Below are 15905 nucleotides of genomic sequence, written 5' to 3'. Positions count from 1 at the left end.
ACCTGACGACGTGGAGACCTGATGACGATCGACGGAAAAGACACCGCCGTGTTCGAGACTCTCAAGGAAATTCTCGTGAGCAAGCTCAAGGTGGCCCCGGAGAACATCACCCCGGACGCCACGAGAGAAGACGCCGAGCTGGACTCGTTGGCGATCGTGGAGCTGGCGATGGTGCTGTCCACGGAGTTCGGGCTGGGCATCAGCGACGACGAACTCCTCGAGACCACGACCATCGGCGGCATCGCCGACCTGATGGCGCAGCGGAGCATGGCGAGCTGATGGCCGGGCCGGAAGTCTCGATCAGCGGGGTGGGGCTGGTCACGCCCGGCGGGGTGGGGGTGGCCGCGAGCTGGGCGGCGGTCTGCGCCGGCCGCCCGACCGCGAGCCTCGACCCGAGCCTGGCGGACGGCCTGGTCCAAATCGCCTGCCGAGTCCCGGACTTCGCTCCCGACCTGCTGCTCGGTGGTCAACGCGCGCATCGGCTGGACCCGTTCGTGCAGTTCGCCCTGGTGGCGGCGGGGGAGGCGATCGCCGACGCCGGGCTGGACCCGGCCAGCTGGGACGGTGCCCGCGTCGGCGTCGTGCTGGGCTGCGCCGACGGCGGCCCGGGAACCGTCGAGGCGCAGCACCGGGTGCTGATCGAGCGCGGGCTGGCCCAGCTTTCCCCGCTGCTGCTGCCGATGCAGTTGCCCAACATGCTCGCGGGGCAGGCCGCGATCGAGTTCGGTGCCACCGGGCCGAACCTGGTCGTCTCGACTGCCTGCGCGTCCGGGGCGACCGCGATCGGCGTCGCGCGCGACCTGCTGGCGATGGACCGGTGCGACGTCGTCCTGGCGGGTGGCAGCGAAGCGATGATCACACCGTTGGTGATGGCGGGATTCGCCCGGATGCGGGCGCTGTCCCGGCGGGCGCACGACCCGGCCAGCGCCTCGCGCCCGTTCGACGTCGACCGCGACGGGTTCGTCGCGGGGGAGGGCGCGGGCGTGCTGGTCCTCGAGCGGCTCGCCGACGCCCGGGCCCGGGGTGCCCGGGTACGCGCTCGCCTCGTCGGGTATGGCGCCAGCGCCGACGCCCATCACATCACCAGCCCGCACCCGTCCGGCCGAGGGATCGAGGCGGCGGTCCTGGCCGCGCTGGCTGACGCCGACGCGGCTCCGGAGCAGGTGCGGCACGTCAACGCGCACGGCACCGGTACGCCGCTCAACGACCTGGTGGAAGGACAGCTCCTCAGCCGACTGTTCACCAGCGGACCGTTGGTCACCTCGACCAAGGGGACGACCGGGCACCTGCTGGGGGCGGCTGGCGCGGTGGAGGCCGTGTTCAGCACCCTCACTGTCGAGCAGGGCCTGGTGCCGCCCACGACCGGCCTGCGGACCCTCGACCCGCGGCTGGACATCGACGTGGCGACCGTGGCGACCGCTGCGGCGCCCGACTTCGTCCTGAGCAACTCGCTCGGGTTCGGCGGCCAGAACGCGGTGCTCGCGATCGCCAAGGCGTGAGGTCGCGCGCGTGAACCGCGGCGGCGAGCCGCGCGGGCGTCGACGACGCAGGAGGGAGTTCGGCCGTGCACGACGTCCGTGAGTTGCTGGACCTGAGCACGAAAGCGACGGCCGCGTTGGCCCGCCGAGGATTCGACATCTCCCTCGACGAGCTCGCCGCGGCCCACCGTCGCCGTACCGACCGCGAAGACCGGGTCGCTCGGCTGCGAGCCGACCTGAAACGGGCAGCGGCGGCAGGCGCCCGGCGGACAGCGACCGGTTCGGCCGACGCGGCGGACCGGGACAGCGCACGGCGACTGCGCGAAGCGGTCCGGGCGGCGGAGGCTGACGCCCGGTCGGCCAGCGAAGAACTGACCGAGCTGCTGCTGGCGATCCCGAACCTGCCGTCGGAGGAGGCGCCGGACGGGCGAAGTGAGACCGAAGCCGTCGAGGTGCGCACGGGAGGGCCACCGCCGGTGCCCGCCGACGACGCCCGGCACCACGCGACGGTGGGCACCGCCACGGGGGTGTTCGACGCCGCCGCGGCGGCGAAGCTGTCGGGGGCTCGGTTCAGCGTCGCGCGCGGGGCCGGCGCGAGACTCGAGCGAGCGCTCGTGGAGTTCTTGCTGGACCTGCACACCGGGGAGCACGGCTACGTCGAGTACTCCGTGCCGTACCTGGTCACCCGCAAGACCATGACGGGTACCGGGCAGCTACCCAAGTTCGAGGCGGACTTGTTCGCCACCCAGGTAGGCGACCGTGAGATGTTCCTGATCCCGACCGCGGAGGTTCCGCTCACGAACCTGTTCGCCGGCGAGGTCGTGAGCCCCCGGCAGTTGCCGCTCGCGCTCACCGCCCGGTCGGCGTGTTTTCGCGCCGAGGCCGGCAGCTACGGCAAGGACACTCGCGGCGTCCTGCGGCTCCACCAGTTCGAGAAGGTCGAACTGGTGCGCATCTGCCTGCTTGACGAGACCCGCGACGAACTCGACGTCATGGTCGGGCACGTGGAGGAGTGCTTGCGGCGGCTGGGCCTCACCTACCGGGTGATGCTGCTGGCGGCCGGCGACCTGGGCTTCTCCGCCCGGTTGACCTTCGACGTCGAAGTGTGGCTGCCAGGCTCCGGGGCGTTCCGGGAAATCTCCTCGGTGTCCGACTGCGGGGCTTTCCAGGCGCGGCGCGCCGGCATCCGCGTACAAGGCCGTGACGGCCGCCGGGTTCCCGCGGCGACGCTCAACGGTTCCGCGTTGCCCGTCGGCCGGACCTTGGCGGCCCTGCTCGAACAGGGCCGCCAAGCCGACGGCTCGGTCCTCCTGCCGGAGGCGCTCGTGCCCTACGCCGGTTTCCGTCGGATCAGGCCCGGTGGCACCACGTCCGACTGATCCCTAGTGCAACGAGGAAGCCTGGTTGAGGATCTCCTGGAAGCGTTCCTTGAGTTGGACGGACGGTTCCATGCCGAGTTCGCGGTCCAGGCGTCGGCGCACGTCGTTGTAGGCCTCTACCGCCTCTGCCTGGCGGCCGCAGCGGTAGAGCGCCAGCATGAGCATCTCGGTGATCCGTTCGCGCCACGGATGGACCGAACTCATCCGTTTGAGGTCGCCGATGACGTGGACCGGGTCCTCGTGCTCGATGCTCAGCCACAGCTTGTCCTCGAGCGCGGTCACGTGTTCCTCGTTGAGCTGCAGCGAGACGCTCTGGCAGATCGGGCCGGCCGCGACGTCCTGCAGCGGCGATCCGCGCCACAGATCCAGGGCTTCGTCCAGGGCGCTCACGGCGAACCCGGGATCGGTCGTCCGCACGGCACGCGACTGTGCGATCCGTTCCCGAAAGATATTCATGTCGAGGTCGACGGGATCGATCTCCAGCAGGTAGCCGGGGGTGCGGGTGACCAGCGCCGGGGGTGAGTCGTGCGGGCCGGCGAGGCGCTGCAGAGTACGTCGCAGCCGGTAGACGTGGGCCTGCAACGCGTTCTCGACGGTAGGCGGCGGATCCTCGCCCCACAGTTCGGCGTAGAGCTGTTCCGCCGGCACCGGCCGGTTGCCGCTCACCAGCAAGGTTGCCAGCAACCGGCGTTGCCGCTCGCCCGGAATGGCTCGCACGCCGCTGTCGACCTCGGATTCGACGGGGCCGAGGATCCTGAACTTCACCTGCACCTCGCTCAATGAGAGCCACGAATGGCGATCTGCCGTTGCCTGACGGTGATGAAAAGTGGGCATGGCGGCGCCGAGCAGCGCCGCAGACGTACGGTGTGCATCGCTGAGGGGCTGCGTTGCCGAGGTGTGCGTTGCCGAGGGACGTGCGTGGCGAAGCGTGCGTCGCTACGTGGTGTGCGTGGCGACGCCAGCGGGCCGGCGGACCTTTGGCGGGTGCCTGAGCAGCCCACCGCAGACGCCGTGAACCAATGAGCCGGAGCGTTTCGCTGCTGGATTTCGGGTTCTGGTGCGGGAAACGATTGCAAGGGTAGTGGCAGGAATTTCGATCCGCCAGAATCGCATTCTGGGTCAACTTCGACCTGAACCTGACGGGCGAATTGTTGCCAAATGGTGACGCGGTGACGCCCAACGGTCGTGCGAGTTCGGTGCCAATGCGACTTTGCGGGCTGTAATCGCCTATTAACCTAACGCTGGCTTCGGTTGCCCGTCAACCTGCTTACAGATCGCGCCGACCGTTGCGAACCGGTCAGCTGTCGGCCGAACAGAGTGGCAGCCTGATCAACCAGCAAATATGTTACTCGTAGTGATCTTCGTCACGTGGTCTTGGCGGCCGCCGGGTGGCTCGGAGCCGCAATTTCGATTATGACCCGGAGTAGTCGGTGCCGGTTTTGTTGTCGCTGTCCGAGTAGCCCTGTGGGGTACCGCGAGCAGGCGGCGGGTGGGACGTCGGGTTGGCCGGTGGTGGTGGTCACTTCATTACCTCCGAGGTAGGCGTCGAATTACCTCTGACGTAATTGACGAGCCGACGGCGAGGCGTGGAGGGTGTGGCGACGCAGACATTTTTCGGCCAGCCTGTAGGAGATCGCCCATGACCTCTGGCACGAGCACGCCCACCGCAACCGGGGAAGCATTGGCAGACCCGACTACGGCGGCCGAGGCCACAGCCTGGGGCACGCTGGCCGTGCTGATGGTCGGAACCTTCATCACCGTCCTCGACTACTTCATCGCCAACGTCGCCGCGCCGTCCGTCCAGCGTGACCTGAACGCCAGCTCGGCGCAGATCCAGGGCGTGATTGTCGGCTACGGCGTCGCGTTCACCGCCGGCATGATCACCGGCGGCCGGCTGGGCGACGTCTACGGCCGTCGGCGCATGTTCGCGCTGGGCCTCCTGCTGTTCACGGTGGCCTCGGCGGCCTGTGGCGTCGCGCCCAACGCCGAAGCGCTGATCGTCGCTCGGGTGGTACAGGGAACCGCCGCCGCGCTGATGGTTCCGCAGGTGCTCGGCATCTTGGGCACGGTCTACACCGGGCCGAGTCGGGCGCAGGCATTCAACGTGTACGGCCTCGTCATCGGGCTTGCCGGCGTGTTCGGGCAGGTGATCGGCGGAGTGCTCATCACGGTCGACGTCGCGGGCCTCGACTGGCGGGCGGTGTTCCTGCTGAACGTGCCGATCTGCCTGGTGGCGTTGGCCTACACCTACCGCGTGGTGCCCGAGTCGCGCGGCTCGGCCCGCACGCGTCTCGACCTGACCGGCGCGGCGTTGGTGACGGCGACGCTGGTGCTCCTGGTGGTCTCCCTGGTCGAAGGGCGCGAGCAGGGGTGGCCGGCGTGGAGCTTCGGCTGCCTGGCTCTCGCGGCGGTACTGTCCGGCGCGTCCGTCCTCCACCTGCGTCGCCGTGCCGCACGCGGCGCTGACCCGTTGATCGACCCGGCGTTGTTCCGGGGGCGCGGCTTCTCGGTAGGGCTGGCCGCCATGGTGGCCTACTTCCTGGCGATGGGTTCCTTCTTCTTCCTGCTGGCCCTCTACCTGCAGCAGGGCCGAGGCCTGTCGCCGCTGGAGTCCGGGCTGCTGTTCCTGGCACTGGGAGCGGGCTACTTCGGCTCGTCGTTGGCGTCGATGCAGCTTGTCGCGCGGATGGGCCGGTGGCTCGTGGTGGCCGGTCCGTTGACGATCGCGGTCGGCTACACGCTGGTCGGGATCACGGTCTGGGCGACCGGCTCGACCGGGAGCCCGGCGTGGCTGGTGCCGGCGTTGCTCGTTGCCGGGCTCGGCATGGGGATGACCACCGGCCCGCTCACGAACGTCGTCCTGACCGGTGTAGCGCCCGAACACGCCGCCTCCGCGTCGGGAGCGGCCAACACCGCGCAGGAGGGCGGTGCGGCGCTGGGCGTGGCGGTCGCTGGGGCGGTCTTCTACCCCGCCCTCGGCGTCGCGGCGCGCGCCACCGACTATCCGGACGCCTTCGACGTCGCGTTGATCCCGCTGGTTGCCTGCTGTCTCGTCGCCGCGACGCTGGCGCTGTTGCTGCCCGGCCGCCGCGCGCAGTAGCCCGCATCCCACATCCGCAGCTCGAGGCTCGAGCTCCGCGCCGGCCGCAAGGAGGAGACGCCGCCATGCCAGTGGTCACCGTCCGGGACGGAACCGAACTGTACTACCGCGACTGGGGGCGGGGGCCGTTGGTGGTCCTGCTCGGGGCCGCTGTCATGAACTCTCGGATGTGGGAGTCGTTGGCGTACCACCTGGCCGGCAACGGGTTCCGCTGCGTCGCCTACGACCGCCGCGGCACCGGGCGGTCCGACTGGCCCTGGTCCGGCTACGACTACGACACCCTCGCCGACGACCTCGCCCACCTGCTCGAGCACCTTGACGCGAGGGACGCCGCCCTCGTCGGCTACGGGGTCGGCGGTGGGGAGGCGGTCCGCTACCTGGCGCGCGACGGTGACGCTCGGGTCTCGAGCCTTGTCCTCGCCAGCAGCACCACGCCGATCATCATGAAGACCGCGGACAACCCCGACGGGACGGACGTCGCGGTCTTCGAGCAGACCATCGCCGCCGCCGAGCAGGACCGGGCGCGATGGGTGGCCGAACTCGTCGCGCCCTTTTTCGGTGGGTCCGATGGGTCGCCGACGCGGCTCGGCCTGTCGTCGTACGGCGCCACGTTCTTCGAGTCGGTGGCGCTCGACAGCTCGCTGAGGGCAACCGTGGAGATCTACCGGACCCTGTTCATGGCCGACCTGCGCGCCGACGTCGCCAGAGTCGTCGTTCCCACGCTGGTCGTGCACGGCGAGGCGGACGTGGTCGCCCCGATCGACCTGTGCGGCAGGCGGACCGCCGCGCTGCTTCCGAACAGCACCTTCGTCAGCTACGAAGGTGCAGCTCACGGGTTGTTCGCGACGCACGCCGACCGGCTCAACCGGGACGTCGTCGCGTTCATCGCCCATGGTCGGTAAGGCGCTGAAGCGCTGCGGCGCCGCTGCGACAGGTTCGGACGGAAGGTCGCAAACGGGCAGAATCGAAACTTTCGTTCCGAGCTTGCTTCGTTTGGGCGATGCTATACTCGACCCAGTGGCCATCATCGATACGCGGACCGGCGTGGGTCCGTTGGTTCGTGACTGGCGTCGTCGAAAAAATCTTAGCCAGTCGGAGTTGGCCTTGCGGTCAGGAACTTCGGCTCGGCACCTGAGCTTCGTCGAAACCGGGCGTTCGAGCCCGAGTCGGGGGCTACTCCTCAGGCTCGCGGAGCAGCTCGAAATTCCGCTTCGACAGCGCAATACGCTGCTTGTTTCGGCGGGCTACTCACCGACGTACCACGAAACGCCGCTCGAAGCTCCCAGATTGAAGATCGTCAAGGAGGCTGTCGACCGGTTGCTCGCCGCCCACGACCCGTACCCGGCGTTGGCCGTCGACGTGGACGAGAACGTGGTAGCCATGAATCTCGGTACCAAGCTGCTGCTACGCGAAGTGTCGCCGACGCTGCTCGTGCCGCCGGTCAATGTGATGCGCGTGTGCTTGCACCCCGAAGGATTGTCCCAGCAGGTAGTCAACGGCAAGGAATGGCGTAGCCACCTCGTCGGTCGGCTCTACCGCCAGGCGATCTATTCAGGCCGAGAAAGCCTGCGTGAACTCTACGACGAGGTTTCGCAGTACGCGCCGCGGGGCGGTGGCAGCTGCGAAGGCTTGGCAGACTCGATCGTGGCCTCGATTCGGATCCGCGGGCTCGGCACGGAGCTGCAACTGTTCAGTACCATCACCACGTTCGGTGCGGCGACCGACATCACGGTCTCGGAACTTTCCCTGGAAACCATGCACCCGGCCGACGAGCAGACGGCCGAGGCGTTCCAGGCCGCTGCCGCGCAGGTCAAGGAGCGATCGTTGTCGGGCGTCGACGGGCCGCGGCTGACCTTTCGCCGGCCCGATCGCCCTAGCTGACTGAACCTTTCCCGGCAACCATTCGTCACCTTGCGTAGCAACAGTTCCGTGTTGCGGTGTTGGGGTTCAGGCGGTCCTGCGGTGCTCGGTGTGGAGGATGACGAGGGCGGCTTTCGCGACGAGTCCGATCTTCCAGGGGTCGATCGTGATGTTGCGGAGCAGCCGGAAGGTGACCTTGAGCAGCGCGTTCGCGCGTTCGCCGACGGCGCGCAGCGCGTTGTGGACCCGGTTGTGCGCCTTCTGTTCGTCGGTGAGGGCGCCGCCCTTGGGCTTCTTGTAGGCGGTCGCGAGCGGTCCGGCCGGGCTACCCAACCCTTCGTAACCGAGGTCGAACAGGACCTCGTGCGGGTCGGCGGCCCATTCCTCAAGGATCGGCTGCGCGCCTCCGGCGCACAGCGCGGTCGAGTCGTGCTCGCGGCCGGGCCTGACGTCCGAGACCCACAGCGGCCAGCCGTCGTCGGGGGCCGAGAGGATCTGGATGTTGCCGCCGTGGTTGGAGATCTTGCCGGACCACCACAGGTCCACGCCCTCGGTCGGGCCGGGCATGCGCAGCCGGTCGGTCTCGATGATCGTACCGTCGATGATGAGGTGGCCGTAGCCGGCGATCCTGGCGCGCATCAGCGCTTCGCGCAGGTCAGGGGCTTGCCAGGCAAGCACGGCGATGCCCTCGTGCAGGTAGCGGTAGCCCACCGACCGGGACACCCCGTGATCCTTGAAGAGCCGGCTGGTCCTGGTGCCGTCACAGAACCAGCGCAGGACCATGACCGCCTGTTCCAACGTGGACAGCGTGCGGGTGCCGTTGCGAGTGCCGCGACGCTGACGCTCCGCGACGAGAAGACCCGCCAGGCGGAAGACGGTGTGATCGCCGAGGGGCAACTCGGCGGTGTATGTGAAACTCATGGAGGCGCGGGGTTCCTTCGGAGTTGCTCTTTGGTCGGAACAACTTCCTATCGGAGCCCCGCGCCTCCGTCGTCGCAGCCCCGGGGACACTCACACCGCGCAATGGTCACCGAACGTCACGGGCCGTTGCTGGGAATGGCTCAATAGGTTCGACTCCCTAAGCGCATTGATGGATCTCGGTCACGATGCGTAGTGAGTCTGGGGTCGGCTAGTTGATTAATCTCGGCTGTCCTGCAGTGTCCACCAGCCGTCTCCGCTGCGAGTCGGCGTACGACCTCGTTCGTCGGTGGGCTGGTTGAGCGGGTGCGATCATAATGAGTCGTGCGTACGAGCCGGAACTCGCGCGGCCGGCAGGCGGCGGTGGGCTCGCTGAACCCGTCGTGCTGGGTGTCGGTGAGCGTGCCGGGTTCCGTAAGGCAGCGTGGGGAGGTGGCCTGCCGGTCGGCCTCGGCGTGCCCTTGGTTGATGTAGCGGACGTGCAAGTTGAAGCTGCCCAGGTAGCCCAGCCGGTCCAGCGGTCTCAGCTGGATGTCTTCGCGGTGTCCCGGCGGGATGGGGAGAGGGGCGCCGTCGTGGCGGGTGGTACGTCGACCTGTGCGGTGAAGCGGCGCAGTCGTAGGCTGTTGGCGACGACGAACACCGAGCTGAACGCCATGGATGCGCCGGCGATCATGGGGTTGAGCAGGCCTGCCGCAGCCAGGGGTAGTGCCGCGAGGTTGTAGGCGAAAGCCCAGAACAGGTTTCCCCTGATGGTTGCCAGGGTGCGGCGGGAGAGCCGGATCGCGTCGACGGCGGCCCGCAGGTCGCCGCGGACGAGGGTGAGATCGCTGGCCTCGATGGCGACGTCGGTGCCGGTGCCCATGGCGAGGCCGAGGTCGGCCTGGGCGAGGGCGGGGGCGTCGTTGACGCCGTCGCCGACCATCGCGACGACCTTGCCCTGGGCCTGCAGGCGTTTGATGACGTCGACCTTGTCGGCGGGCAGCACCTCGGCGATGAGGGTGTCCGGGCTGGTGCCGATGCCGACCTCGGTCGCGACCGCGCGGGCGACGGTCGTGTTGTCGCCGGTGAGTAGCACCGGGGTGAGCCCCAGCCGGCGGAGCTGGGTGACGGCCTGTGCCGAGGTGGGTTTCGCGACGTCCGCGACGACGAGGACGGCGCGGGCCTTTCCGTCCCAGGCGACACCGACGGCGGTGCGGCCGGATTCCTCGGCGGTTGTCCTGGCTGTGACGAGGTCGGGCGGTAGCGGCTGGCTCCACTTCTCCAGGAGGCTCGCTCGTCCGACGAGCACGGCGTGCCCGTCGACGATCCCCTGGACGCCGAGACCTTCGAGGTTGCTGAACTCCTCGACGCCGGGCAGGTCGCCGACCCGCTCGCGGGCGGCGCGGGCGATGGCGGCGGCGATCGGATGTTCGGACGCGTTCTCCAGCGCTCCGGCGAGCCGCAGCATCTCGGTCTCGTCGACCTCACCGGTCTCGTCGCCGTCGGCGGCTGCGAGGTGGATCTCGACCAGATTCATGCGTCCCGTGGTGACGGTGCCGGTCTTGTCGAGCACGATCGTGTCGACGCGTCGGGTGGATTCAAGTACTTCGGGGCCTTTGATGAGGATGCCGAGCTGCGCTCCGCGGCCTGTTCCGACCAGCAGTGCCGTCGGGGTGGCCAGCCCGAGGGCGCACGGGCAGGCGATGATCAGCACGGCGACCGCGGCGGTGAACGCGGCGTCCGGGCCGGCGTCCGCGCCGAGCCAGAAGGCCAGGGTGGCCGCGGCCAGGGTGATGACGACCGGTACGAACACCCCGGAGATCCGGTCGGCGAGCCGCTGCGCGGCGGCCTTGCCGTTCTGGGCATCCTCGACGAGCTTGGCCATCTGGGCGAGCTGGGTGTCGGCGCCTACCCGGGTGGCGCGCACGACCAGTCGTCCGCCGGCGTTCACCGTCGCTCCGGTGACGGCGTCGCCCGGGGCGACCTCGACGGGGACGGACTCGCCGGTCAGCATCGAGGCGTCGACGGCCGAGGAGCCTTCGTCGACCACGCCGTCGGTGGCGATCCGCTCGCCGGGCCGGACGACGAACCGCTCGCCGACGGCCAGCTGCCCGATCGGGACCCGGACCTCCGCGCCGTCCCGTAGGACCGCGACGTCCTTGGCGCCGAGTTCGAGCAGCGCGCGTAGCGCGGCGCCGGCCTGTCGCTTGGCGCGCGCCTCGAAGTACCGGCCGGCGAGGATGAAGGTGGTGACGCCGGCCGCGACTTCCAGGTAGATGTTGCCGGTGCCGTCGCCGCGGGCGATCGTCAGCTCGAACGGGTGCGTCATCCCCGGCGTCCCGGCTGTGCCGAACTGCAACGCGTACAACGACCAGCCGAACGCCGCACCGACGCCGATGGAGATCAGCGTGTCCATCGTCGCGGCGCCGTGTCGCAGGTTCGTCCAGGCGGCGCGGTGGAAGGGCCAGGCGGCCCAGGTCACGACGGGGCTCGCCAGGACGAGCGAGAACCACTGCCAGTTCGTGAACTGCAGCGCTGGGACCATCGCCATCACGATGACCGGAACCGCGAGCACGATGCTGGTGATCAGGCGGTGGCGCAGCGGCCGGGTCGGATCGGGTTCGGTGCCGGCCACACCTGCGGCTGGTTCCAGGTCCGCGGCCGGAGGCCGGGGTAGTTCGGCGGTGTAGCCGGCTGCCTCCACCTGGGCGACCAGCACGGTCGGGTCGACGCCGCCGGGGGCGCTCACCCGGGCCTTCTCGGTGGCGTAGTTGACGGTGGCGGTGACGCCGTCGAGCTTGTTCAGCTTGCGTTCGATCCGGTTGGCGCAGGACGCGCAGGTCATCCCGCCGATCGCGAGCTCGATCTCGGTGACCGGGGTGTCGGTGGCGTGCGGCGTCGTGGTGGTGGTGGTGCTCATGCCGGCCGATGTCTCCTCTCGCGATCAGTGCCCGTGACTGTCGTCGGCGTGCCCCGCCGCGGGCGATGTCGTGGCGGCGTCCGGCACGGACGGTCCGGTGGGCACCGTGAACTCCGCTGTGCGGACGACTCCGTCGTGCCGGAAGTCGAGGAACAGCCGGTAGCGGCCTTCGGTCGGCACGTCGGCCACGAACGGGATGTCCGGGCCGGCTGACGTGTCCTCACCGTTGGGATGTACGTGCAGGTAGGCCAGGTCGCCCTCACGCAGCGCCACCAGGTGCCCGTAGGCGCCGAGGTAGGGCTCCAGGTCCGTCACCGGCTGCCCGTCCTTGTGAACCGTCAGGGTGAGCGGCGATGCCTGCCCGCCGATCAGGTTGCCGGCGAGAGTCACTTCGTAGCCGTCCACCGAAGCGCTGCGTGTCGGCGGGTAGGTGATCGGCTCGAACAGGCCCGGGGCGGTCAGGTCGACGCCCAGGGTGGTGGCCGTGGCGCCGGTGGGGGTGAAGTCCGCGAATGCCCGGTAGGAACCGGCCGTGCGCACTGACAGGGGAACGGACCAGGTCCCGTCGGGTGCCATCGTCGGATGGAGGTGCTGGAACGCGCTGCCGTCGCGGCGCACCACGATCAGGTGCATCCGCTTGTCGTGTTCGACGTCGAAGGCGGTGACGGCTTCCCCGCCAGGCCCGGTGATCCGGAACGTGAAGTCGTCTGTGTTGTTCGGCGTCAAGGTCGACACGGTGGGTGTGAAGGCGTAGCCGCTCAAGCTTGACGCCAACCCGCCCGGCAGGTCCGAGGCGTTGTCCGAGGCCTCGTCGGGGCCGGTGCCGCCGTGGCCGTCGGTGTCGGAGCTGTGTTCCGGGCTGGTGGTGGCCGCGTCCAGCGGGCCGACCGCCGCGCCGACGCCGTAAGCGCCGCCGACGACCAGGGCGAGCGCTGCGCCGAAGGCGGACAGCTTCGTAATCGTATTCATTTCGCACCGTTCGTTCTTGCGGGTTTCGCTGTGGGCCGCGTCCCGCAGGGGTGTGGACGTCAGCCGACGAGCTGGTAGCCGGCTTCCTCGACTGCGGTACGCACCGTGGCCGGATCGAGCTGCCGGTCGCTGGTCACGGTGACCGCGCCGGAGCCCAGGTCCACGGCCACGTTGGTGACGCCGACGATCTCGCCGAGTTCCTCGGTGACTGAGGCGACGCAGTGCGCGCAGGTCATGCCCGTGACGGTGTAGGTGGTCGTGCTCATCGGAGGTCCTCTCTTGGAGTCTGGTGATGCGCCGGTACTCGACGGGCCGCGTGTACTGGCAGCGGCCAACTCGACGTAACTGAACATACCCCTGGGGGGTATCCAGAGGAAGGGGGTGCCCTTAGCTGCTACTGGCAGAAGGAACGCGGTCGACTCGCCGTCCCACGTCTATCGCCCCGCCCCGGTCGACCGAGCGTGCCGTCCTACGTCACCCGCCAGCGCGGAAGTGCGGGAAGCCAGACTCAGTCGTCGTGCGGTGCGGTGCCGGGGCGATGGGTGTGACTCGACGCGGGCTGAGGCCGTTCCGGTTCGCCGGTCTCTCCCACCGTCGGTGGTGCGGGGGGCGTACCGCCTTCGCCGCCGCCTGGGGTTGGGGTCGCTGGATGCTCCCCGTCCTGACCGTGGGAGTGCGGGACGGACTCGTCCGTGGTCTCGTGGCCGTGGCTGTGCGAACCGGCGAGTTCTACCGCGGGCAGCGCGAGGCCGGTAACGCCGGCGCCAGCGGCACCGATCATGACGGCCGCGCTGAACGAGGAGCGGAACCCGCGCGTGTGCCGGGACCACAGGCCCCACAGCGCGAGGACGCAGACCGCTGCCTCGAACGCGACCGTGGTGAGGTCGACTCTGTCGACCCGTTCGGCTATGCCGGAGTGGGGGCCGACGGGTAGCCCGGAGGTCCGGCTGACAGCCCACAACAGGATCGACCCGGTGTTGACCAGCAGGCCCGCTGCCATCGTCCGCCCGCCGGCCCCCCGCATCACAGCGAGCGCCCATCCCGCCTGGAAGACCGCCGTCGCGAAGAAGAACATCCCTGACAGCGGCCAGTCACCGAAGTGGCTCGGCGCGACAGCGACATGGGTGGCGGCGGCGCCGAGCGAGGCGAACGCCGCCATGATCCTGCCTGCCCCCATGTCGGCCATGATCCGAGGATCGGTTCGTCTCCGACCCGTCGTGCGTGACACGCCCCCGGTATCGACCCGGAACGGAGACGAGTCGGTGTACGACGTCGAAGACGGATAGGGGCCCTCGATCTGCTCGTGCTCATGCCGGTCGCCCGGACGAAGCCGCTCCGCGGCCGCGCCCGGCCGCGGGGACGACCTCCTGGCCGGGGTCGCGTTGCGTGCCGCGTGGCGTCCCGTCTGGCGGATGACGAGCGGTGCGGTTGGTGGACCGTCCACGGTTCGCCTCACGTGGTCGGGCGGGACGGCGCGGTAGTCGTATGGGCCGGTGGTAGGCGCCGTATCGATGGGCCACTCCGTGGCGGAATGCCCGCGGTGTCGTCCACCCGGAGCTTTGTCCTCCGTGGCGTGCCGCCAGCTCGCGTGTCCGCTGCCCGGGTCCGTCACAGCAGCGGCGAGGCCCGGTAGCCGAGTTCTTCGATCACCTTGACCACGTCCTGCGGGCTGTTCTGGCTGAGGTCGAGTTCGACCGTGGTGCGCGCCTGCTTGAGGGCGGTCTGGGTGGTGCGCACGCCTGGCAGGTCCTCCAGCGCGTCGTCGATGAGCAGCGAGCAGCTGCCGCAGTGCATTCCTTCGACGCGGAACCTGTGTGTGGTGACGGGCACTGCAGTACTCCGTTCTCCTTGTGTGATCGAAGCGGACGCGGTCAGACGACGGTGATGAGGCCGGTGTACATGCCCATGCCGCACGCATAGCGCAGCTGGCCGGGCTCCAGGACGCCCAGGTCGATCGCCGTGTCACCCTGGGCCGGCAGAATCTCCTCGACATCGCGGTCAGGGATGACGAACGACTGGATGCAGCCCTGCACGTCGTCCGAGTGCACGACCAGTGTGGTGGGCACACCGGCCTGCACCTGGACGTTGCCCGGGCTGTAGGAGTCGGCGCGGGCGGTGATCTCCACGGTCTGGCGGCCCTCGGCGGTCGAGGCGGCGGACGCGTCGGCCGCCGGTGGCTGGGAGAGACCGAGGGTTTCGGCGAGCCGGTTGGCGGCCAGGGGCGAGCCGGCGAGCTGCAGGCCGCCATTGAGGGTGTAGAGCCCCATCGCCAGCACGACCAGTCCGGTGACCACGGCCAGTCGGCCGCGCCACGCGGTCGCGGCCCTGCGGGCGGCGTAGCCGAGGACGGCGAACAGCGGGCCGGTGCCAAGGACGAACACCCCCATCGTGGCCGCGCCCGCCAGCGCGGACCCGGACGCGAGTGCCAGCGCCTCCACCGACAGCGTCACACCGCACGGGATGAGCACGGTGGCCAGGCCGAGCAGCGCCGGTGCCAACGCGGCCTGGGAACGGGCGCGCCTGCGTACGATCCTCGTCCACGACGCGGGCGGTTCCACGACGACGCGGCGGAATCCGGGTACGCCCAGCTGGGCGAGACCGAACAACATGATCAGCAGGCCGGCGCCGATCTGTAGCCAGGTGCGCGCGTCGACCGAGAGCTCCACCGCGCCGCCAGCCGCTCCCAGCAGCGCCCCGAGCAGCACGTGCGAGACCAGCTTGCCGGCCAGGAACCCACCGACTGGCACGAGGTCATCGCCGAGCTGCGCGCGCCAGTCCGGTTCCTTCCCTGCCTGCGGCGACCGCATCCCTGGACCAGACCGCGCCCGTTGGACACGGGCCGAGTGGCGGCCTCGGACGGGTGCGCCACCGGGCAGCCGCGCTGATCCGGCCGCCGCGGCACGCTGCCGGGTGATCAGACCGGTCAGCAGTCCGCCCTGTACCGCGGCGCAGGACACCCCGCCCGCAAACAGGCCGGTCACGAGAACAGTTGCGAGATTCACCGAACCTCCGCGACGGCGGACGAGGTACCGAAGGACTCCTGGTCGAGCACCGGCTGGGCGCCCCGCAAGAGGGCGCTGGCAGCGACGCCGACGTCGCAGGCTCCTTCTCGGACGGCGGTGCACACCGGCTGCCGGGTCCGGCTTCCCTCTCCGGGGCCTCGCCAGTCGTGGCGCCCGGAGGAAGGACGGAACCCTTTTCCTGCCCGACGTGCATGTCGAAGGGAGCGCCGGGACCGGGGGCAGGATCGGCACGCGGTCCGGCGTGAGTGGCCGAAGGCTACGCTAAACCACTACCGC

Annotated in this window: 14 protein-coding genes and 1 pseudogene; 7 read left to right on the top strand and 8 right to left on the bottom strand. The window is 69.7% G+C overall.

Annotated elements, in window-relative coordinates:
- Positions 1–21 precede the first annotated feature (21 nt).
- The 3 genes from FRANEAN1_RS28460 to serS all read left to right on the top strand — a co-directional run bounded on the left by FRANEAN1_RS28460 (position 22) and on the right by serS (position 2857).
- On the top strand, positions 22–279 hold the full coding sequence (locus FRANEAN1_RS28460) for a phosphopantetheine-binding protein (RefSeq protein WP_020463207.1): 258 nt from the start codon (positions 22–24) through the stop codon (positions 277–279).
- Positions 279–1499, top strand: a complete 1221-nt coding sequence (locus FRANEAN1_RS28455; RefSeq protein WP_020463206.1) for a beta-ketoacyl-[acyl-carrier-protein] synthase family protein — start codon at positions 279–281, stop codon at positions 1497–1499. The genes FRANEAN1_RS28460 and FRANEAN1_RS28455 overlap by 1 nt, the downstream gene beginning before the upstream one ends.
- A gap of 65 nt (positions 1500–1564) precedes the next feature.
- The gene (gene serS, locus FRANEAN1_RS28450) at positions 1565–2857 is read left to right on the top strand and encodes a serine--tRNA ligase (RefSeq protein WP_020463205.1); all 1293 of its coding nucleotides are present in this window, start codon (positions 1565–1567) and stop codon (positions 2855–2857) included.
- Between the two features lie 3 nt (positions 2858–2860).
- Here serS and FRANEAN1_RS28445 read toward each other — a convergent pair whose 3' ends face one another.
- A complete protein-coding gene (locus FRANEAN1_RS28445) occupies positions 2861–3622 on the bottom strand; it encodes an AfsR/SARP family transcriptional regulator (RefSeq protein ID WP_041256617.1) in 762 nt (253 codons plus the stop codon).
- A gap of 874 nt (positions 3623–4496) precedes the next feature.
- On the opposite strand from FRANEAN1_RS28445, the gene FRANEAN1_RS28440 reads away from it, so the two are divergent.
- The 4 genes and pseudogenes from FRANEAN1_RS28440 to FRANEAN1_RS44125 all read left to right on the top strand — a co-directional run bounded on the left by FRANEAN1_RS28440 (position 4497) and on the right by FRANEAN1_RS44125 (position 7838).
- Positions 4497–5957, top strand: coding sequence for an MFS transporter (locus FRANEAN1_RS28440; protein ID WP_020463203.1), 1461 nt, complete (start codon positions 4497–4499; stop codon positions 5955–5957).
- A gap of 65 nt (positions 5958–6022) precedes the next feature.
- Entirely contained in the window at positions 6023–6859 is an 837-nt protein-coding gene (locus FRANEAN1_RS28435) for an alpha/beta hydrolase (RefSeq protein WP_020463202.1), read from the top strand.
- A pseudogene (locus FRANEAN1_RS44130) lies at positions 6849–7169 on the top strand (helix-turn-helix transcriptional regulator); the annotation flags it as partial. The gene FRANEAN1_RS28435 and the pseudogene FRANEAN1_RS44130, both read left to right, overlap by 11 nt.
- Positions 7170–7244: 75 nt before the next feature.
- Complete coding sequence (locus FRANEAN1_RS44125; RefSeq protein ID WP_347177264.1) at positions 7245–7838, top strand: hypothetical protein; 594 nt, start codon at positions 7245–7247, stop codon at positions 7836–7838.
- Between the two features lie 66 nt (positions 7839–7904).
- Here FRANEAN1_RS44125 and FRANEAN1_RS28425 read toward each other — a convergent pair whose 3' ends face one another.
- The 7 genes from FRANEAN1_RS28425 to FRANEAN1_RS28395 form a co-directional block, all read right to left on the bottom strand.
- Positions 7905–8738: an IS5-like element ISFsp2 family transposase gene (locus FRANEAN1_RS28425; RefSeq protein WP_020463200.1), complete on the bottom strand. Its 834-nt coding sequence runs from the start codon at positions 8736–8738 to the stop codon at positions 7905–7907.
- 520 nt (positions 8739–9258) lie between these two features.
- Positions 9259–11637 carry a heavy metal translocating P-type ATPase gene (locus FRANEAN1_RS28420; RefSeq protein ID WP_020463199.1) on the bottom strand — a complete coding sequence of 793 codons (2379 nt, stop codon included), beginning with the start codon at positions 11635–11637 and terminating at the stop codon, positions 9259–9261.
- Positions 11638–11661: 24 nt separating this feature from the next.
- Positions 11662–12606: a hypothetical protein gene (locus tag FRANEAN1_RS28415; protein ID WP_020463198.1), complete on the bottom strand. Its 945-nt coding sequence runs from the start codon at positions 12604–12606 to the stop codon at positions 11662–11664.
- A 59-nt stretch (positions 12607–12665) separates the two neighbouring features.
- Positions 12666–12872 carry a heavy-metal-associated domain-containing protein gene (locus FRANEAN1_RS28410; RefSeq protein WP_020463197.1) on the bottom strand — a complete coding sequence of 69 codons (207 nt, stop codon included), beginning with the start codon at positions 12870–12872 and terminating at the stop codon, positions 12666–12668.
- Positions 12873–13114: 242 nt separating this feature from the next.
- Positions 13115–13792, bottom strand: coding sequence for a hypothetical protein (locus tag FRANEAN1_RS28405; protein ID WP_041254881.1), 678 nt, complete (start codon positions 13790–13792; stop codon positions 13115–13117).
- 422 nt (positions 13793–14214) lie between these two features.
- Positions 14215–14436, bottom strand: a complete 222-nt coding sequence (locus tag FRANEAN1_RS28400) for a heavy metal-associated domain-containing protein (protein WP_020463195.1) — start codon at positions 14434–14436, stop codon at positions 14215–14217.
- Between the two features lie 41 nt (positions 14437–14477).
- Positions 14478–15608: a sulfite exporter TauE/SafE family protein gene (locus FRANEAN1_RS28395; protein ID WP_041254880.1), complete on the bottom strand. Its 1131-nt coding sequence runs from the start codon at positions 15606–15608 to the stop codon at positions 14478–14480.
- Between the last annotated feature and the right edge of the window lie 297 nt (positions 15609–15905).

This window comes from Parafrankia sp. EAN1pec (genome assembly GCF_000018005.1).
GTDB classification, from domain to species: Bacteria; Actinomycetota; Actinomycetes; order Frankiales; family Frankiaceae; genus Parafrankia; species Parafrankia soli.
The sequence above is the reverse complement of the archived record's forward strand: the minus strand, read 5'-3'. Positions and strand labels throughout refer to the sequence as shown.